Below are 17,716 nucleotides of genomic sequence, written 5' to 3'. Positions count from 1 at the left end.
GACCACCGTGTGGCACGGCCGCCCTGTCCCGTCGGACAGTTCCGAGCAGTTCCAGCACGCGCTCCTGACAGGCCACCAGGGTCGCTCCCTGAGGGGAAGCTGGCTGGGCGGCGGGGAGCAAGCCGGTCAGGGGAGTTCGTCCATCAGGGGGTGCGGAGGGAGCGTGGTGGCGCCGGGTCCTGTTCCGTGAGGTGGCTGTCCATGGTGGTGTTCAGGTCGGCCATGAACGCTTCGACCTGTTCCAGGAACTGGGGCGGATAGGGCGACATCGCGGCGTCGAGGCGGTGGGCGAGCGGGCCGAAGAACTCGTCCGCCCGTTCCTGGATGTGCCCGCCGCTGCGCAGCGTGATGATGCGCCGGTCGGAGTGCTCGCGGGCGCGGGTGATGTGCCCGGCCGATTCGAGACGGTTCAGCAGTGCGGTGGTGGCTGGCGTGGACAGGGAGATTCGCTCGCTCAGCCGCGCCGGTGACAGGGGGGTGCCGCGCTCCTCGGCGGCGGCGATCTCCAGGACCGCGGTCGCATCCGTGGAGTGCAGGCCCAGCCAGGCGGCGAAGCGCCGGCTGAGCTCGGCGTAGTGGCCGCCGTAGATCCTCAGCGACTCCATCAGCCGTTCACGCTGCTCCGGGACACCGTTGCGTACTGCTTCCTCCATGCCTCCGCCCTTCTCTCCTGTCACGCGGTCCGCACGGCCATCCCGCTTTGACAACCTACCCGCCGCCACTTTACCTTCATGGTGGAATTATTTCACCATGGAGGCATCTGACGTGCGTGACCCGTCCCCCACCCCCGACGAGACGACCGAGCCCTACCGGTGGCGATGGCTGATCCTGGCAGTGATGATCGTCGCGGAGATCATGGATCTCCTGGACGCCTCGATCGTCAACGTCGCCGGACCGGACTTGGAGCAGTCCCTCGGTGCCGGGTCCGTCGGACTGCAATGGGTGATCGGCGGCTACGCCCTCACCCTGGGCGCCGGGCTTGTGCTCGGCGGCCGGCTCGGCGACCGCTACGGCCGGCGCCGGATGTTCCTGATCGGCCTTGCGGCCTTCACCGCGACCTCACTGCTGTGCGCGGTCGCGCCGAACATCGAGTCGCTGATCGCCTTCCGCCTGCTACAGGGCACCGCCGGAGCGATGCTGCTGCCCCAGGGCCTGGGTCTGCTGCGGGAGAACTTCTCCGGCCCCGAGCTCACCAAGGTCTTCGCGATCTTCGGACCCGTCCTCGGTCTGGGCGGCATCATCGGCCCGGTCCTGGGCGGCTTCCTCATCGAGGGCGACTTCTTCGGCCTGGGCTGGCGGTCGGTATTCCTGATCAACCTGCCCATCGGCATCGCGGCACTGATCGCCGCCGCGAAGTTCGTGCCCAAGAAGGCGGGCGACCACACGGTACAGGTCGACATGGCCGGCGCCGCCCTGGTCGTGATCTCCTGCGGTCTGCTGGTGCTGCCGCTGAACCAGGGGCAGGAGAACGGCTGGCCGCTGTGGACGTGGCTGTCCATGGCCGCGTCGATGATCGGGTTCGCTCTCTTCGCACTCCAGCAGCGCCGCATGGCCGCCGCAGGCCGCGAGCCGTTGGTGACCCCGGGCCTGCTGCGCAAGCCGGCCTTCACCGTCGGGCTCGGCGGCATCGCCCTGTTCTTCGGCGGGCTCATCGGCACCCAGCTCGTGCTGACCCTGTTCCTCCAGATCGGCCAGCACTTCACCGCCGGTGAGGCGGGACTGGGCAACCTGCCCCTCGCGGTGGGAACTGCGATCGGCGGCGCGGTCAGCGGCGCGTTCCTCGCGGACAAGATCGGCCGCAAGGTGCTGCAGATCGGACCGCTGGTCCAGCTGGCCGGCGCGGCCGTGCTGTGGTTCGAGCTCGACGGCCTTGATGCCGCCTCGTTCTCGATCTGGGACATCGTTCCCGGCGTGACGGTGACGGGCGTCGGTGCCGGCATGGTGATCGCCGCCCTGTTCAGCTTCATCCTGGCGGCGGTCGACGACGACGAGATCGGATCCGCCTCCGGTGTCCTGTCGGCGGTCCAGGCGGTCGGCGGTTCCATCGGCGTCGCGGTCTTCGGCTCGGTGTTCTTCGCCCAGGCCAAGACCGGTGACTTCACCGGCGGCTTCCACCGTGCGCTGATCGTCCAGGCGTGCCTACTGGTGGTCTTCCTCGCGATCACCTTCCTGCTGCCCAAGAAGGGCCGCCCCGAAGAAGAGCAGCACGGCATCACCCCCGAGGCAACTTCCGACGGCTCCGGCACCAAGCAGCACCTCACCGTGTGAGCCCCGGCCGGGGACCGTGCACGACAAGCGGCCCCCGGCCGGCCCTAACGGACCGCGCACAGGGCCGCCCTCGATATAGTCACGCCAAGGGTGATCTTCGAGCTGGCCTCCTAGGGCGCCTTGCCCGAAGTGTCCCGCCCGACAAGGGGCACCTCGGCTCCCGTCCCGGGAGGGCGGGACCGGGGCCGGCGGGCATACAACGGCCCGCGCCCCCGGGGCGGGGGCGCGGGCCGGGGCGAGCGGGTCTACTTGGACGGCTCGGGAAGGTCGCAGTCGACCTTCGGGTTGGCGCCGATGTAGTTCAGCGGACCGGCCACGATGGTCACCAGGATGGTGCCCGCCTCGGCGCAGTTCGTGTCGTCGCCTTTGTAGTAGCCACGCTGGCCTGCGGCGATCGCACCGATGACGAGCCAGATGACAAGGATGATTCCCAAAATCGACGGGCCACGCCGCATGGCTTCCTCCGGGTTGTGGTAGGTCGAGGTTGTGGTAGGTCGAGGTGGCCCCGTTGTACCCATCCGCGGCGAGCGGCTAAACGGCGTCCGGGCCGAGCAGGCGGTCTGTGGATCCTTGCGAGACAGCCCCACACCCGGCGGCGCTGGCCGGTTTGTGCGGGCGCAGCGGGCTAGGAGCTGCCCGTTGCGTGGCACAGTTGGGCGAAGGCTTGGTCTGCCTCGGCGACCGCCTCGGGTTGCACATCGTGTGCGGTCCGCCCGTCGGCGATTTTCTGCCAGTTGGTCCGGGCCAGTACGCGTTGAACCGCGATTACCTGGGCGGCTTGCAGTCGGCCCCCGATACCCGGGTCGAGGATGGCGGCCAATGCGGCCTCATCGTCGAGCATGTACTGCAGAAGCCGCCCCGCCAGGCTTGGGGTGGTGAACACCAGCCGATGAAACGCCACCACCTCGGGATGATCGTTGAGGCCGGTGACGGGCTCGAAGCGATCGAGACCGGCCCGGAAATGCCGGTGCAGCGCCGCGATCGGCGTGATACCGGGGCGCCGGTCGTGGACCACGCGTGCGGCCTCACCGCTGTGGTCCGCGAAGCGGTGCAGGACGAGGTCTTCCTTGGTGGCGAAGTAGCGGAACAGGGTTGGTTTCGACACCTCGGCCGCTGCGGCGATGTCGGACACCGATACCTGGTCGAACCCGCGCGCCAGGAACAGCGAGATCGCCGTACCAGCGATCGCGTCCCGGGTTCGTACCTTCTTGCGGGCCCGCAGCCCGACCGGCTCGCTCACCTTATCAGGGTAACATTCATTACCGAGTTGCGTATTTAATTCGGTAACGTTTCAATGGGGCCATGGAACAGACAGACACTCGCCGCACTTCGTCGGCGACGGCGACGGCGACGATGCCATGACGCCCACAGAAGGGCCTCCGGTGCTCGTCACCGGGGCGACCGGACGCATCGGCCGCGCCGTGGTCGACCTGCTGACCGATGCGGGCGTGCCGGTCCGCGCCCTCGTGCGCCGCTCCGAGTCGGCGGCGACACTGCCCACCAACGTCGAGATCGTCACCGGTGATCTCACCGTGCCCGAATCGCTCGACACCGCGCTGCACGCCATCAGAACGGTCTTTCTGGTCTGGACCGCCCCGCCGCAGACCGCAGCGGCCGTCGTCGACCGGCTGGCCGTCCACACACAGCGGGTCGTCTACCTGTCCGCACCGCACCGGACCCCGCACCCGTTCTTCCAGCAACCGAACCCGATGGCGGCGTTGCACGCCGAGATCGAGCGGCTCATCGCGGCCACCGGACTTGACTCGACGATCATCCGGCCGGGGATGTTCGCGTCGAACGCCCTGCTCTGGTGGGCCGCCGCGATCCGTGGCGACGGCGTGGTCCGGTGGCCATACGGCGTGGCCGAGACAGCCCCGGTCGACGATCGAGACGTGGCCGCGGTCGTCGCGCGGACCCTGCACGAAAGCGGACACGCCGGCGGCGACTACGTCCTGACCGGCCCCGAGTCACTCACTCAGGCCGAACAGGTACGCATCATCGGAGACGCGCTGGGTCGCCAGCTAACGTTCGAGGAAATGCCGCCCGACGAGTTCCGACGCGAGACCCCAGAGATTTCGCGCCCGGCCGTGGACATGCTCCTGGCCGCGTGGAACGCCGCGACGGGACGCCCGGCATACGTCACCTCCACGGTGTCCGCCCTTCTCGGAAGGCCAGCGCGAACCTTCCGCCAGTGGGCCACCGACCACGCCACTTCGTTCACCGGGAACCCTCACCCGACGGATTGACCAATCCCCTTCCAACAACTCCACTCACGCCTTACCAAGCCCTCCATTACCTGAGCACCGGCCAGGGGAACTGCGTGAGCGTCAGCAGGTGGGCCGTCGGGGCGGGACTGCGAGACCCGGTCGGACAACCTCGCGCCCCAGGTCGGCCCGGCCGACCGGGAACGGCGCCGGGCCTGCGTGGACCGTCAGCCGGAGGCGGCCGGGTTGCCCCGCCTTCGGCTGACTGAGGCTGAACATGGCGCCGGCGACCAGAGCGCCGTTGCCCGGGTGCTGACGAGGAACGGCGCTCTGGTCGATGGCCCCGTGCGGAGCCATCGACCGGCGTCGTCGATCAGGACAGGTCGTCGGCGCCGACCGGCGCGGGGAGGGCCCGGTCGGCCTCAGCCGAGGCGCCCGCGAGCACCGCAGCCTGCTGAGGCCAGGTGGCCAAGCTCGGCGTCCCCCGGAGGCCGGCGGCGCGGATGGTGTCCCGCAGCGCGGCCTCGTTCAGGCCGGCGAGTTGCCGGTAGGTACGGATGCCGGCGTCCTGGAGCGCGGCGGCCATCTTCGGCCCGATGCCCTGGATGCGCCGGAAGTCGTCGGCGGCTGCGGGACCGGCTGCCGGAGCGGCGACGGGGGCCGCGTCCGGCACCGACGGGCTGGCCTCGTCGACGCCGTTCCGGGACTCGGCTCCGGGCACCTCGGCGTCGCCGGAAACGGCCTGGGTCGGCTCGGCGTCGACGGAAACGGCCGGGGCCGGCTCCACGTCGCCGGGAACAGCCGGCTCGGCGTCGCCGGGAACAGCCGGCTCGGCGTCGCCGGGAACAGCCGGCTCGGCGTCGCCGGGAACAGCCGGCTCGGCGTCGCCGGGAACAGCCGGCGCCGGCTCGGCGTCGTCAGCGGCGGCCCGGGGGGCCGGCACGATTGGTCCGGCTACTGCCGGGACCGCAACCGGGACCGGAGCTTCCTCGGCCGACGGGGTCGCGACAGGAGCGGGCTTCTCCGCCGGGCCCCCGTCGGGCGTGGTCGCGGCGGGAGCGGCCTCGGTGAGGGTGGCCTCGGCCGGAGTCACCTGCGCGGGGGTGGCCTCGACCGGCGCGGCCCCGGTGTGGGCCGGGCTGGCTGGCTCGGCCGGGCTGGCCTCGTCGTCCGTCCGGCCCTTGTCGGCGAACGGGCCGGCCTTCGGCGTTCCGTTGTCAACGGTAGCGTCGGCCGAGAGCGCGTCGGTCGTGACCGCGTCCACCGAGCTCGGGTCGGTGGCAGGAGCGGAGGCGGGGGCCGGGCCGGGCTCGACGTCGGCGGGAACCCCTGTGGTGGCGGTGTCGGCCGGGGCGAAGACGGTCGGGTCCTTGTCGGCGAGGACCGCGCCCGGCCGGGTCGCCTCGGCGGTCTCCGGGGCGGGCGGGTCGACCACGGCGGCCGGGGCCACGGCAGGGGCCACGATCGCCTCCGGCCGGTGCGTGTCGACGGTGGCCTCGGCGGTCGGGCCGGACACCACGGCCACCCCGGCGACGGGGTCGCCCTCCACGATGGGCGTAACGGTGGCCGGCGCGTCCTGCCGGCCGCGTAGCACCCATCCGGCCGCCGCGCCCAGCAGCAGAGCCAGGATCACGATCAGCCATTGCCCGAAAGTCGACGGCACGGCAAACCTCCCCTTTATTGAGTGTGTTCGGTGAAAAGTCGCGAGAAAAATCCGTCGCAGCTTCGCACACGCGCCGTGTCGGCGTCAGGGAGGACCGTGGCTTCCAGTGCTGGTGGGATGCTTCGCACCCTAGGTGGTGGTGGGGTGACTGAACGTGGTGCGGCGGGGTGCCCGCGCTCCGCCGCGTCGCCGGCCCCGTCGTCCACCGAGGGCACGCGAACGGACCCGGACAGCGCGGGCCCGGCACCGCAGGACGGTACCGGGCCCGCGCGGGCTGGGTCAGTCGGCCTCGCCGCGGTAGGTGTAGAAGTCGTCGACGAACCTGCGGCGCAGCGCGGGCACCCGGCTGGTGACGCCGAAGTAGCTGCGCGCCCCGAGCAGCGCGAGCCGGCCGATCACCGGCCGGAACAGCGCGTCGTCGCCGCTGGTGCCGCTGCTGCGCAACGAGTCGGCGACCCGGGCGAAGCCGTACGGGATCATCGCGGCCTCGTAGTCGGCGACGGCCTGCACCAGGGTCTTGTCGCCGGAGGCCGCCAGTCTGATCTGACGGGTGAGCAGGGCGGCGTCGCGCAGGGCGGTGTTCGCGCCGACCCCGCGGCCCGGGGTCATGCTGTGGATCGCGTCGCCGATCAGGGTGACGGTGCTGCTCTTCCACGGTGGGACCGGCTCGGCGGTGGAGACCTTGACCGGCAGGGCGCTGCCCGGGTCGCAGCGGGCCAGCAACTCGCGTAGCTGCGGATGCCAGCCGCGGGTGAGTTCCTGGGCGACCTCGACCAGTTCGCCGTCTCGTCGGCGCATGATGTCGGCGGGGAACCGGCGGGTGGTGCTCCACACGATGAGGTTGATGTTGTCGCGGGTGGTGTCGTGGCGCAGGCCCGGCCAGCGGCGCAACAGTGCGGCGTCGGCGTCGGTGACCCCGGGCTTGATCTCGCCGTGGCGGTCCCACTTGAACTCCATCACGTGCAGCACGCCCATCATCCCACCGGCGCCGAAGATCAGGGAGATGCCCTGCTGGAGCCGCTCCGGGATCAGCTCGCGCGTGTGGTCGGTCAGCGGGATCCGGGTGGCGATGTTGATCGTGCCGGCGTCCCGGCTGGCGGCGTGCGGCAGGTACTGGCGGCGGACCGCGGAGTGCGTGCCGTCCGCGGCGACCAGCAGGTCGCCGGTGGCGCTGCTGCCGTCGGCGAAGTGGGCGGTGACGGTGCCGTCGTCGCGTTGTTCGTACCGGGTGAAGGTCCGGCCGAAGTGGACGACGTCCTCCAGGCCGGTGAGCAGCACCTGGCGCAGGGTCATCCGTGCGACGGAGCGTTCGGTGTCGACCGGGTGGGTGTCCGGGCGCAGCTCGAACGACGCGGTCTGGCGCAGCCGCTCGGTGATGACGTTGAAGTAGCGGGGGGCGCGGGCGCAGGTGACGACGAAGGTGTCGAACAGCTCCGGCGGCAGGCACTCGCGCAGGGCCCTGCTGCCGGTGGGGCTGATGCCGACGCGGTAGCCGAGCAGGCCGTCGGCGCGGGTGGTGTGGCGCTCGTGCACCGAGACGTCGATGCCGGCCCGGCGTAGCCCGTGGGCCAGGCACAGGCCGCCGGTGCCGGCCCCGATGACCAGTACGTGTGGTGCTTTGGCTGACACGGGGCCGGCTCCGTGTCAGCCGACCGTGCCGGTCGTGCTGACCGACGAGGTGGCGTCCCAGCTGTAGAAGCAGCCGGCCATCGCGTCGCGCGGTGAGCGCCACGTCGGCAGGTACGGCGAGGTGTGCGCGGAGAGCCGCTCGTTGACCTGGAGATAGAGCGGGTGGTTGCGCGCCTCGGCCAGGACGTCGGGGTCGACGTCCTCGGTCTCCATCAGGTGTACGCACAGGTCGTGCAGGCAGTACAGGGAGCGGTGCCGGACCCCGGTGAGGCCCGGTAGTTCCGTCGCGTCGGCCTCGGCGAAGATCTGTGCCACCCGGCCTTCCGCGCCGGGGATGATCCGGCTGACGATTAGTAGACGACTCATGGGACCCCTCCCGCCGGTGGTGCTCCTGGATCAGGTCGGGTGACCGCGTGCACCGTTGCCGCCCACCTTGCCGGCCGCCCTGTCACGTCGCCGTCACTGTCCGTGTGGCGACGGTGACGGGACCGCCGGCGGTGCGGGGCGGGGCCAGCCGGGAACGGGAACGAGTCGGCCAACCCCGGCGCGGGTCAGCGCGGGCGGGGGCCGGTGCGGGGGAGCGGCTCGCGGCGTGGCTCGGGCGCGGCCGGCCGGGTGGCCCGCCGGATCGGTGCCAGCGTGTCGTGCAGCAGGGCGGACATGGCCGGGGACGGCTCCAGGCGCAGCTCCCGCAGGAGCATGTCGCGGTAGGCGTAGAAGGCGTGCACGGCCTCGAACACGTTGCCCTCGGCGAGGTGGATGCGGACCACCAGCCGGTGCGGCGTCTCGCGTAGCGGTTCAGCCGCCATCGCCTCCAGCGCGGCCTCCAGGGCCTCGCCGTGCCGGCCCGCCGCGATGTGGTTGCGGGCCACCTGTTCCAGCATGTGCAGCCGCAACTGGCGCAGTCGTTCCCGGTCCAGCAGCACCCAGTCGTCGTACCAGCCGGGCAGCAGGTCGTGTCGGCCGGCGGTGCGGGCGGCGCTGGTGGTGCCCGGGTCGTCGCCGTCGCGTACCCGGGCGGCGGTGGTGGTCAGCTCGTCGACGTCGAGCCGGACGTGGGGGTGCAGGCGCGCGGTGTCGCCGGTGGTGACCAGCGGGCAGCACGGGTCCTGGCGCAGCCGCCAGAGCGCGGTCCGCAGGGAGGACAGGGCGCGCTCCTCGGGCGCCTCGGGCCAGAGCATGCCGGCGAGGTGGCTGCGGGTGGCGCCGGGGCGCAGCCCGATCAGCGCGAGGACCCGTTGCAGCCCGCGGGGGACGACGACGGGGGTTCCGTCGTGCAGCAGGCGGAAGCCGCCGAGCAGGTGCAGCGAGACCTGTGGGGAGGGGCCGTCCAACGTGGTCGGCGTGGGCGGATCAGCGGTCACGGCGGCACCCCCTGCACCGGACCTCGTCCGGACTGTCGTGTCCCGGTGCGGCGTGCCCGGGACGCCACTGTCGCCGGTGGCTCCACAAGGCACCGGACCGAGCGCCGCGACCACCGGGCTGGCCCTCTCGGAGGTTAACCCCAGTGATTACGGTGAGTCAACATGCTGTCCTTGGTGGCGCGGGCCATGTCACCTGATTGACACCTTCCCAACTGCGAAAACTTGTCGTCACCGTCAGGTGATTCAAAGGTGCGGCATGGATTATTCACAGCTTGCATCAACGCACCGTCACCATAGGTCGTGTCCGATCCGGGGTCGGTGGTGACGCCGCTGTGACGGCGGCACGCGCACCGTGGCGGCAGTCGTCCCGCGTGACGAACGGGCCAGGCCATGTACGAACGGGCCAGGCCACGTCCGCCACGCGCCCTAGGGAGGCACGTCCATGGATCGTTCGCTGATTGTCGCCCCGGTGGCCCCGGCTGCCGGGGTCTTCACCGGGCCCGGCGCGACGGAGCTGCCGCGCCCGGCCGAGTCCCGTCACCGGCCGCCGTGCCGGCCGTACGACCGCCACGTCCGCCCGGAGGATGCCGGGCAGCCGGGCCGGGGGCCGGGGGCGGGCTGCTGCCACCGCTGGGAGCCGACAGCCGGGCGGCGGCCGTGACCGCCACCATCGGGCACGGCGAGCAGCTCTGGTCGCGCTGCGACGGGTGCGAGGCCCTGCTCTACCGCAAGCGGCTGCGGCGCAACCTGGACGTCTGCCCGGAGTGCGGCTCGCACGTCCGGCTCGGCGCGCCGGAGCGGCTGCGTCAGCTGGTGGACCCGTCGTCCTTCGCCGCGCTGCCGGACCGTCCCGACGACGTGGACCCGATCAGCTTCGTCGACGCGTTGCCGTACCCGCACCGGCTGGTGGCGGCCCGGGCGGCCACCGGCCTGCCCGAGGCGGTGGTCTGCGGCACGGCCACGATCGGGGGCCATCCGGTGGCGCTCGCGGTGATGGACTTCCGGTTCCTCGGCGGCAGCCTCGGCTGCGTGGTCGGCGAGTTGATCACCCGTACCGCCGAGCGGGCGCTGACCGACGGCGTCCCGCTGGTGCTGGTCACCGCCTCGGGCGGGGCGCGGATGCAGGAGGGTGCCCTGTCGCTGATGCAGATGGCCACGGTGAGCCAGGCGGTGGCGGCGCTGCGCGAGGCGGGGCTGCTGACGGTGAGCGTGCTGACCGACCCGACGTACGGGGGTGTGGCGGCGTCGTTCGCCACCAACACGGACGTGGTGCTGGCCGAGAGCGGCGCGCGGATGGGCTTCGCCGGCCCCCGGGTGATCCGCCAGGTCACCGGGCGCGACCTGCCCGAGGGGTTCCAGACCGCCGAGTTCCTGCTGCGGCACGGTCAGGTCGACATGGTGGTGCAGCGGCGGTCCCTGCGGGCACGGCTGCTGGTGCTGCTCGCGGCGGCCCGCTCGGCCCGTGCGGACCGGCGGGCGGCGGACCGGCGGCTGGTGTGCCGGCCGGAGGCCGGGCAGCTGATGCCCCGCCAGCCGGCCGCCGGGCCGGGCGGCCACAGCCGCGTCGGGCTCGCCGCCCCGCCGGGCCGCGCCACGAGCGCCGCGCCGGACGGTCGCGCCGGGGTAGACGGGCCGCCCGGTCGGCTGGGCGGCGCTCCGGACGACCGTGCGGCGGCGGGCCGGAGCGACGGGGTCCGGGCCGACGAGGGCAGGGCCGACGAGGGCAGGGGCGACGGGGTCCGGGCCGACGGGGGCAGGGCCGACGGGGGCAGGGCGGGTGCGCGTGACCCGTGGGACACGGTGCGGACGGCCCGTCACCCGGGCCGACCGACCACCCTGGACTACCTCGACATCGCGTTCGACGGCTTCGTCGAGCTGCACGGCGACCGGCTCGGCGCCGACTGCCCGGCCGTGGTCGGCGGGCTGGCCCGGCTCGGCGACCGGCACGTGATGGTCATCGGGCACCAGAAGGGGCACAACACCGCCGAGCTCGTCGCCCGTAACTTCGGGATGGCCAGCCCCGCCGGGCACCGCAAGGCGCTGCGGCTGATGCGGCTCGCGGCCCGGCTGGGCCTGCCGGTGGTCACCCTCGTCGACACCCCCGGGGCCGACCCCGGGGTACGCGCCGAGGAGCAGGGACAGGCGGCGGCCATCGCCGAGAACATCCTCACCCTGAGCAGCCTGCCGGTGCCGGTGGTCGCGGTGGTCACCGGTGAGGGCGGCAGCGGCGGGGCGCTGGCCCTCGCGGTCGCCGACCGGGTGCTGATGCTCCAGCACGCGGTCTACTCGGTGATCAGCCCCGAGGGGTGCGCCGCGATTCTCTGGCCGGACGGCTCCGCGGCCCCGCTGGCCGCCCGGGCGCTGCGGCTGACCGCGCCGGACCTGTGCGCGCTCGGCATCGCCGACGAGGTCGTGGCGGAGCCGGAACCGGCGGCCCACGCGGACCCGGAGGCCGCCGGGGAACTGCTGCGCCGGGCGGTGCTGGCGAACCTGACCCCGCTGCTCGACGTGCCGCCCGTGACGCTGGTACGCCGCCGCCGGCAGCGGTTCCGCCGGTACGGCGCGGCCCGGACCGGCGGCGCGGGCGCGACGGTGGGGGTCGTCCGGTGAGCGCCGAGACGATGCCGGACGACGCGGTGCTGGCGGGGCTGCGCCGACACGCCCGGGCCCTCGTCGCCGAGCTGGCCGGCCCGGTGCGCCGGGTGCGGCTGAGCAGCGGGGAGACCGCCCTGGAGGTGGAGTGGCACGGGGCGGCGGAGCAGCCGGCCGCCCCGCGCGCCGAGCTCGCGCCGCCGCGCGAGGAGACCGACCGCGCCGTCGTGCGGTCGCCGATCGTCGGCACGTTCTACCGCGCGCCGGAACCCGGCGCCGCGCCGTTCGTCGCGGTCGGGGACCTGGTCCGGGCCGGTCAGGTGGTCGGGATCGTCGAGGCGATGAAGCTGATGAACGAGGTCACAGCGGACCGGGCCGGCCGGGTGGCGGCGGTGCTCGCCGACGACGCGGCGCCGGTCGAGTACGACCAGCCGCTGGTCGCGCTGGAACCGGCCTAGGTCGGGTGGGGACATGTTCGAGAAGGTGCTGATCGCCAATCGGGGCGAGATCGCGTTGCGGGTGTTGCGGGCGTGCCGGGAGTTGGGCGTGCGGACGGTGGCCGTCTACTCCAGCGCCGACGCCGATTCCGCGGTGGTGCGACTGGCCGACGAGGCGGTCCGGATCGGGCCGGCGGAGGCCCGGCGCAGCTACCTCAACGCGGCGGCGATCGTGGAGGCGGCCCGGCGCACGGGGGCGCAGGCCGTGCACCCGGGCTACGGGTTCCTCTCCGAGGACGCCGACTTCGCCGAGATCTGCGCCGACAACGGGCTCACGTTCATCGGTCCGCCCCCGCCGGTGATGTCCGCGTTGGCGGACAAGGCCACCGCGCGGGCGTGGATGCGCCGGGCCGGGCTGCCGTTGCCCCCGGGCAGCGTGGAGACCCTGCCGACGGCGCAGCGGGCCGCCGAGATCGCCGCCGAGGTCGGCTACCCGGTGATCGTGAAGGCCGCCGCCGGTGGTGGCGGGCGGGGCATGACCGTGGTGCACACCCCGGGCGACCTGCCCCGGGCGTACGCGCGGACCCGGGCCGCCGCCCAGGCCGCCTTCGGCGACGACCGGGTGTACGTCGAGCGGTACCTGACCGACGCGCGGCACGTCGAGGTGCAGGTGCTCTGCGACGACAGCGGCAACGGCGTGCACCTGGGCACCCGGGACTGCTCGGTGCAGCGGCGGCACCAGAAGCTGGTGGAGGAGGCACCCGCCCCGTCGCTGCCGGCGGCCGTCGTCGACAGCATCGAGCGGGCCGCGCTGCGGGGGGTGCTGGAGGTCGGCTTCACCGGCGCGGGCACGGTGGAGTTCCTGGTGGACGACGCCGACCGGTTCCACTTCCTGGAGATCAACTGTCGGATCCAGGTGGAGCACCCGGTCACCGAGATGATCACCGGGATCGACCTGGTGCACGAGCAGCTGCACATCGCCGCCGGGGTGCCGCTGCGAATGCGACAGTCCGACGTCCGCCCGCACGGAGTCGCGGTGGAGTGCCGGGTCAACGTGGAAGACCCGGAGCGCGGGTTCGCGCCCACCCCCGGCCGGCTGGACCGGTTCCACCCGCCCGGGGGGCCGTTCACCCGGGTGGACACCCACGGGCGGCCCGGCTACGTCGTCGGCCCCCACTACGACTCCCTGCTCGCCAAGGTCGCCGTGTGGGCGCCGGAGCGGGAGCTGGCGCTGGACCGCCTGGAACGGGCGCTCGGCGAGTTCGACATCGGCGGGCAGGGTGTGCGGACCACCATCCCCTTCGTCCGGCAGGTGCTCGACGACGCCGCCTTCCGCAAGGGGCGCTACTCGACCGGCCTGGTCGACCGGCTGCTGCGGGCCGCCGACCCGGCCGCCGACGCCGCAGCCCCGGCCGCCGACGCCGCGGCCGGTGCCGCAGCCCCGACCGCCGACGGCGCCGTGCCGTCCGGCCCCGACCAGAGGAGGAACTGATGACCGTCACCCACGGCCGACCGTTGACCACCGAGATCACCGAGATCCTGGTGGCGCACTGCGGCCTGGACGCCGAGGTCGCGGCCCGGGAACCGGCCGCGTCCCTGGAGGAACTCGGCATGGACTCGCTCGCCCTGCTCGAACTGTCCGCCGTGCTCGCCGACCGGTACCGGGTGCGCATCCCGGAGGAGGCCGGGCAGCTGAGCATCGACGCCGTCGCCGACCTGGTCGCCCGGGAGACCGATCCGCCCGGGCACACCGAGAACGGCATCGTCATCGCCGCGCCCCTGCCGCTGGTCTGGAAGCTGACCAACGACGTGGCGAACTGGCCGGACCTGTTCACCGAGTACGCCGCGGTGGACATCCTCGAACGCGACGGCCGCACCGTCCGGTTCCGGCTGACCATGCACCCGGACGAGAACGGCACGGTGTGGAGCTGGGTCAGCGAACGCACCACCGACTGGGAGAACCGCGAGGTGCGGGCGCACCGGGTGGAGACCGGCCCGTTCGAGTACATGCGCATCCACTGGCGCTACGACACCGAGCCCGACGGCACCCGGATGACCTGGGTGCAGGACTTCGCGATGCGCCCGCAGGCGCCGCTGGACAACGCGGGGATGACCGCGCGGATCAACGCCAACAGCCGCGTCCAGCTCGCGGTGATCAAGGAACGGATCGAGCGGGCGGCCGGGATCCGCTCCACCACCACCGGAGGCGACGATGAGTGAGACCACCGACCAGCGGCCGGCGGCCGGCGTACCGGCGCACCGGCCCGTCGCCGGCCGGGACGTGCCGGCCGACCGGCGCCGCGGCGGCGAGCTGCGGGTGCTGCTCGGCCCGAAGACGGTCGGCAGCACCTCCGGGTTCATGGGGGTGGCGGCCCTGGCCCCGGGGGAGCGGATCGCCGAGCACTACCACCCCTACAGCGAGGAGTTCCTGTACGTGACGCGCGGGTCCATCACCGTCGACCTGGACGACCGCCCCGTGCCGCTGGCCACCGGCGAGTCCCTGTTCGTGCCGGTCAACGTCCGGCACCGGCTGCGCAACACCGGCACCGAGCCGGCCGAGGTGGTGTTCCACCTGGGTCCGCTCGCACCCCGCCCGGAGCTCGGGCACGTCGACACCGAACTGGCCGAACAGCGGGGCGCGTCGTGACCGCGCGCCGCACGGTGGTGACCGGCATCGGGGTGGTCGCCCCGGGCGGCGCGACCCGGGACCGATTCTGGAAGACGATCACCGAGGGGCGTACGGCGACGCGGCGGATCAGCTTCTTCGACCCGTCGCCGTTCCGCTCCCGGATCGCCGCCGAGTGCGACTTCGACCCCGTTGCCGCCGGGCTCACCGAGGCCGAGCGGCGCCGCGCCGACCGGTACGTGCAGTTCGCGCTGGCCTGCTCGATCGAGGCGATCGCCGATAGCGGGCTGGAACTGACCGACGCCGAGCGGGACCGCGCCGGGGTGGTGCTCGGCACCGCCGTCGGCGGCACCATGGCCCTCGAACAGGAGTACGTCGCCGTCAGCGACTCCGGCAGCCGCTGGCTCGTCGACCACGCGCGCGGCGGCCCGTACCTGTACCAGGCCCTGATCCCCAGCAGCCTGGCCGCCGACGTGGCCTGCCGGCACGGGCTGCACGGCCCGGCGCAGGTGATCTCCACCGGTTGCACCTCCGGCATCGACGCCATCGGGTACGCCCACCAGCTCATCGCCGACGGCGAGGCCGACATCGTGCTGGCCGGGGCGGCCGACTCGCCGATCTCCCCGGTCACCGTCGCCTCCTTCGACGCGATCAAGGCGACCAGCCCCGACAACGACGACCCGGCGCACGCCTCGCGCCCCTTCGATGCCGACCGGCACGGCTTCGTCCTCGCCGAGGGCGCGGCCGTGCTGGTGCTGGAGGAGTACGGGCACGCCCGCCGCCGGGGCGCGCACGTCTACTGCGAGCTGGCCGGGTACGCCAGCCGCAGCAACGGCTACCACATGACCGGGCTGCGCCCCGACGGGCTGGAGATGGGGCTGGCCATCTCGGCCACCCTGAAGCAGGCCCGGCTGAACGCCTCGCAGGTCTCCTACATCAGCGCGCACGGCTCCGGCACCCGGCAGAACGACCGGCACGAGACGGCGGCGTTCAAGCGGGCCCTCGGCGAGGCCGCCCACCGGGTGCCGATCAGCTCCATCAAGTCCATGGTGGGGCACTCGCTCGGCGCGATCGGCTCCATCGAGATGGCCGCCTGCGCCCTGGCCGTCGAGTACGGGGTGGTGCCGCCGACGGCCAACTGGGCCACCCGCGACCCGGAGTGCGACCTGGACTACGTGCCGAACGTGGCGCGGGAGCTGCCGGTGGACGTGGCGCTGTCGGTGGGCAGCGGCTTCGGCGGCTTCCAGTCGGCGATGCTGTTCCGCCGGCTGTCCGCGCAGGTGGCCGCGTGACCGCCCGGGCGGTGGTCACCGGCATCGGGGTGGTCGCCCCGAGTGGCGTCGGTGCCGACGCGCACTGGTCCACGGTGTCCACGCGGACCCGGCGCACCGGCCCGATCACCCTGTTCGACCCGGCGTCCTACCCCACCCGGCTCGCCGGTGAGGTGCCCGGCTTCGAGGCGCTGACCTGGGCGGACAACCGACGGCTGGTACAGACCGACCGGTGGACCCACCTGGGGTTCGCCGCCACCCGGCTGGCGCTGGCCGACGCGGGGCTGCCCGAGCGGGCCCCCGATCCGTACGGGTACGCGGTCACCCTGGCCAGTTCCTCGGGCGGGAACCTGTTCGGCCAGCGGGAGCTGCAACGGCTCTGGGGCGGCCCGTCGCGCACCGTCGGGGCGTACCAGTCGATCGCCTGGTTCTACGCGGCCAGCGTCGGGCAGCTCTCCATCCACCACCAGTTCAAGGGCCCGTGCGGGGTGCTGGTCAGCGAGTCCGCCGGCGGGCTGGACAGCCTCGCGCACGCGGTGCGCACCGTGCGCCGGGGCACCCCGGTGGTGATCGCCGGGGCCACCGAGTGCCCGCTGAGCCCGTACGCGCTGGCCTGTCAGCTCGCCTCCGGGCTGCTCAGCACGGAGGACGACCCGCAGCGGGCGTACCGGCCCTTCGACGCCGACGCCGCCGGGTACGTCCCGGCGGAGGGCGGCGCGGTGTTCGTGGTGGAGGAGTTGGGGCACGCCCTGGCCCGGGGTGCCCGGGTCTACGGGGAGGTCACCGGGTGGGGGTCCACCCACGACGCCGCGCACACCGCCCCCGACTCGGCGGGCGACCCCGCCCAGTACGCCCGGGCGATGCGGCTGGCCCTGGACCGGGCGGGGGTCGCCCCGGACGAGGTGGACGTGGTGCTGCCCGACGCGCTGGGCACCCCCCGCCACGACCGGGCCGAGGCCGACGCGCTGCGCGCGGTGTTCGGGGCGGGTGGAGTCCCGGTGACCACCCAGAAGCCGCTGACCGGCCGGGCCCATCAGGGCGGGGCGGCGCTGGACGTGGCCACGGCCCTGCTCGCCTTCGCGCACGACACGCTGCCCGCCTCCGCCGGCCCGGACCGCCCCGCCGACGGCTGCGAGCTGGACTTCCTGCGCGAGCCGCGCCGGCCCGCCTCCCGGGTGGCGCTCGTCGGCGCGCGCGGGTTCGACGGTTTCAACAGCGCGCTGGTGCTGCGCGGCGCGCCGGGCCGCCCGGCGCCACAACCCCGCCGGGCGGCCGAGCCCGGCGTGACGAGAGGAGCGGACGCATGATCGAACAGCGGGCCCGGGTGGTGTTCCTGGTGCGGGTGCCGGACGAGCGCACGGGGGACTTCCTCCGCGCGTACCAGTCGATCCGGCACCTGGTCGCCGAGGGGACGCCGGGGCACCTGGTGGACCAGGTGTGCCGCTCGGCCGCCGACCCGGAGCAGTGGTTGATCACCAGCGAGTGGGTCAACCTGGCCGCGTTCGAGGCGTGGGAGCGCAGCGCGCAGCACCGGGACCTGGTGCGGCCGCTGCGCGAGTGCTTCAGCGAGGAGGAGTTGTCGCTGCGCTTCCTGGTCTACGCGCAGACGCCCGCTCTGGCGTGATCAGAGCCCACGCGGGACGGGCCGGAGGGCGTGGCCGG

18 protein-coding genes are annotated in these 17,716 nt (G+C 73.4%); 11 read left to right on the top strand and 7 right to left on the bottom strand.

Annotation, left to right across the window (positions count from 1 at the left end):
- Positions 1 to 143 precede the first annotated feature (143 nt).
- Positions 144 to 653, bottom strand: a complete 510-nt coding sequence (locus tag ACFYZF_RS09560; RefSeq protein ID WP_387017615.1) for a MarR family winged helix-turn-helix transcriptional regulator — start codon at positions 651 to 653, stop codon at positions 144 to 146.
- Between ACFYZF_RS09560 and ACFYZF_RS09555 the strand changes: the two genes are divergently transcribed.
- On the top strand, positions 652 to 2,268 hold the full coding sequence (locus ACFYZF_RS09555) for an MFS transporter (RefSeq protein ID WP_387017613.1): 1,617 nt from the start codon (positions 652 to 654) through the stop codon (positions 2,266 to 2,268). The two genes, ACFYZF_RS09560 and ACFYZF_RS09555, sit on opposite strands and share 2 nt — an antisense overlap.
- 245 nt (positions 2,269 to 2,513) lie before the next feature.
- On the opposite strand, the gene ACFYZF_RS09550 is transcribed toward ACFYZF_RS09555, so the two are convergent.
- Together ACFYZF_RS09550 and ACFYZF_RS09545 are read right to left on the bottom strand one after the other, a co-directional pair.
- A complete protein-coding gene (locus tag ACFYZF_RS09550; RefSeq protein WP_350888920.1) occupies positions 2,514 to 2,723 on the bottom strand; it encodes a hypothetical protein in 210 nt (69 codons plus the stop codon).
- 170 nt (positions 2,724 to 2,893) lie between these two features.
- Positions 2,894 to 3,508, bottom strand: coding sequence for a TetR/AcrR family transcriptional regulator (locus ACFYZF_RS09545; protein ID WP_387017611.1), 615 nt, complete (start codon positions 3,506 to 3,508; stop codon positions 2,894 to 2,896).
- A gap of 118 nt (positions 3,509 to 3,626) precedes the next feature.
- Here ACFYZF_RS09545 and ACFYZF_RS09540 point away from each other — a divergent pair, with 118 nt between their 5' ends.
- Positions 3,627 to 4,514, top strand: coding sequence for an NAD(P)H-binding protein (locus tag ACFYZF_RS09540; RefSeq protein WP_387017609.1), 888 nt, complete (start codon positions 3,627 to 3,629; stop codon positions 4,512 to 4,514).
- Positions 4,515 to 4,845: 331 nt separating this feature from the next.
- Here ACFYZF_RS09540 and ACFYZF_RS09535 read toward each other — a convergent pair whose 3' ends face one another.
- The 4 genes from ACFYZF_RS09535 to ACFYZF_RS09520 all read right to left on the bottom strand — a co-directional run bounded on the left by ACFYZF_RS09535 (position 4,846) and on the right by ACFYZF_RS09520 (position 9,128).
- Complete coding sequence (locus ACFYZF_RS09535) at positions 4,846 to 6,135, bottom strand: hypothetical protein (RefSeq protein WP_387017608.1); 1,290 nt, start codon at positions 6,133 to 6,135, stop codon at positions 4,846 to 4,848.
- A 279-nt stretch (positions 6,136 to 6,414) separates the two neighbouring features.
- Positions 6,415 to 7,764: an FAD-dependent oxidoreductase gene (locus ACFYZF_RS09530; protein WP_387017607.1), complete on the bottom strand. Its 1,350-nt coding sequence runs from the start codon at positions 7,762 to 7,764 to the stop codon at positions 6,415 to 6,417.
- A gap of 15 nt (positions 7,765 to 7,779) precedes the next feature.
- Positions 7,780 to 8,130 (bottom strand): TcmI family type II polyketide cyclase, encoded by a 351-nt coding sequence (locus ACFYZF_RS09525; RefSeq protein ID WP_387017605.1) that lies wholly within the window; start codon positions 8,128 to 8,130, stop codon positions 7,780 to 7,782.
- Positions 8,131 to 8,315: 185 nt separating this feature from the next.
- Positions 8,316 to 9,128, bottom strand: a complete 813-nt coding sequence (locus tag ACFYZF_RS09520; protein WP_387017603.1) for a BTAD domain-containing putative transcriptional regulator — start codon at positions 9,126 to 9,128, stop codon at positions 8,316 to 8,318.
- A 442-nt stretch (positions 9,129 to 9,570) separates the two neighbouring features.
- Between ACFYZF_RS09520 and ACFYZF_RS09515 the strand changes: the two genes are divergently transcribed.
- The 9 genes from ACFYZF_RS09515 to ACFYZF_RS09475 are packed head-to-tail and all read left to right on the top strand — an operon-like array spanning position 9,571 to position 17,678.
- Entirely contained in the window at positions 9,571 to 9,789 is a 219-nt protein-coding gene (locus ACFYZF_RS09515; protein ID WP_387017601.1) for a hypothetical protein, read from the top strand.
- A complete protein-coding gene (locus ACFYZF_RS09510) occupies positions 9,786 to 11,738 on the top strand; it encodes an acetyl-CoA carboxylase carboxyltransferase subunit alpha (protein ID WP_387017599.1) in 1,953 nt (650 codons plus the stop codon). Before ACFYZF_RS09515 ends, ACFYZF_RS09510 begins: the two co-directional genes overlap by 4 nt.
- An 11-nt stretch (positions 11,739 to 11,749) precedes the next feature.
- A complete protein-coding gene (gene accB / locus ACFYZF_RS09505) occupies positions 11,750 to 12,178 on the top strand; it encodes an acetyl-CoA carboxylase biotin carboxyl carrier protein (RefSeq protein ID WP_387018396.1) in 429 nt (142 codons plus the stop codon).
- Positions 12,179 to 12,191: 13 nt separating this feature from the next.
- Positions 12,192 to 13,649 carry an acetyl/propionyl/methylcrotonyl-CoA carboxylase subunit alpha gene (locus ACFYZF_RS09500; RefSeq protein WP_387017597.1) on the top strand — a complete coding sequence of 486 codons (1,458 nt, stop codon included), beginning with the start codon at positions 12,192 to 12,194 and terminating at the stop codon, positions 13,647 to 13,649.
- Positions 13,649 to 14,377, top strand: a complete 729-nt coding sequence (locus ACFYZF_RS09495) for an SRPBCC family protein (RefSeq protein ID WP_387017596.1) — start codon at positions 13,649 to 13,651, stop codon at positions 14,375 to 14,377. The genes ACFYZF_RS09500 and ACFYZF_RS09495 overlap by 1 nt, the downstream gene beginning before the upstream one ends.
- Positions 14,370 to 14,804 (top strand): cupin domain-containing protein, encoded by a 435-nt coding sequence (locus ACFYZF_RS09490; RefSeq protein ID WP_387017595.1) that lies wholly within the window; start codon positions 14,370 to 14,372, stop codon positions 14,802 to 14,804. Before ACFYZF_RS09495 ends, ACFYZF_RS09490 begins: the two co-directional genes overlap by 8 nt.
- Complete coding sequence (locus ACFYZF_RS09485) at positions 14,801 to 16,075, top strand: beta-ketoacyl-[acyl-carrier-protein] synthase family protein (protein ID WP_387017593.1); 1,275 nt, start codon at positions 14,801 to 14,803, stop codon at positions 16,073 to 16,075. The genes ACFYZF_RS09490 and ACFYZF_RS09485 overlap by 4 nt, the downstream gene beginning before the upstream one ends.
- Complete coding sequence (locus ACFYZF_RS09480) at positions 16,072 to 17,361, top strand: beta-ketoacyl synthase N-terminal-like domain-containing protein (protein WP_387017591.1); 1,290 nt, start codon at positions 16,072 to 16,074, stop codon at positions 17,359 to 17,361. The genes ACFYZF_RS09485 and ACFYZF_RS09480 overlap by 4 nt, the downstream gene beginning before the upstream one ends.
- Positions 17,358 to 17,678 (top strand): antibiotic biosynthesis monooxygenase, encoded by a 321-nt coding sequence (locus ACFYZF_RS09475; RefSeq protein ID WP_161683984.1) that lies wholly within the window; start codon positions 17,358 to 17,360, stop codon positions 17,676 to 17,678. Before ACFYZF_RS09480 ends, ACFYZF_RS09475 begins: the two co-directional genes overlap by 4 nt.
- Positions 17,679 to 17,716: the final 38 nt, after the last annotated feature.

The sequence above is a fragment of the Micromonospora sp. NPDC001898 genome (assembly GCF_042891255.1).
Taxonomy (GTDB): domain Bacteria; phylum Actinomycetota; class Actinomycetes; order Mycobacteriales; family Micromonosporaceae; genus Micromonospora.
Note: the sequence above shows the minus strand (reverse complement) of the source record. Positions and strands in the feature narration are given on the sequence as shown.

Bases quoted from the DNA above. Each gene is read 5' to 3' on its own strand.
- ACFYZF_RS09555 (WP_387017613.1), top strand. From the start codon at position 652: ATGCCTCCGCCCTTCTCTCCTGTCACGCGGTCCGCACGGCCATCCCGC.
- ACFYZF_RS09560 (WP_387017615.1), bottom strand. From the start codon at position 653: ATGGAGGAAGCAGTACGCAACGGTGTCCCGGAGCAGCGTGAACGGCTG.
- ACFYZF_RS09550 (WP_350888920.1), bottom strand. From the start codon at position 2,723: ATGCGGCGTGGCCCGTCGATTTTGGGAATCATCCTTGTCATCTGGCTC.
- ACFYZF_RS09540 (WP_387017609.1), top strand. From the start codon at position 3,627: ATGACGCCCACAGAAGGGCCTCCGGTGCTCGTCACCGGGGCGACCGGA.
- ACFYZF_RS09525 (WP_387017605.1), bottom strand. From the start codon at position 8,130: ATGAGTCGTCTACTAATCGTCAGCCGGATCATCCCCGGCGCGGAAGGC.
- ACFYZF_RS09515 (WP_387017601.1), top strand. From the start codon at position 9,571: ATGGATCGTTCGCTGATTGTCGCCCCGGTGGCCCCGGCTGCCGGGGTC.
- accB (WP_387018396.1), top strand. From the start codon at position 11,750: ATGCCGGACGACGCGGTGCTGGCGGGGCTGCGCCGACACGCCCGGGCC.
- ACFYZF_RS09500 (WP_387017597.1), top strand. From the start codon at position 12,192: ATGTTCGAGAAGGTGCTGATCGCCAATCGGGGCGAGATCGCGTTGCGG.
- ACFYZF_RS09495 (WP_387017596.1), top strand. From the start codon at position 13,649: ATGACCGTCACCCACGGCCGACCGTTGACCACCGAGATCACCGAGATC.
- ACFYZF_RS09490 (WP_387017595.1), top strand. From the start codon at position 14,370: ATGAGTGAGACCACCGACCAGCGGCCGGCGGCCGGCGTACCGGCGCAC.
- ACFYZF_RS09475 (WP_161683984.1), top strand. From the start codon at position 17,358: ATGATCGAACAGCGGGCCCGGGTGGTGTTCCTGGTGCGGGTGCCGGAC.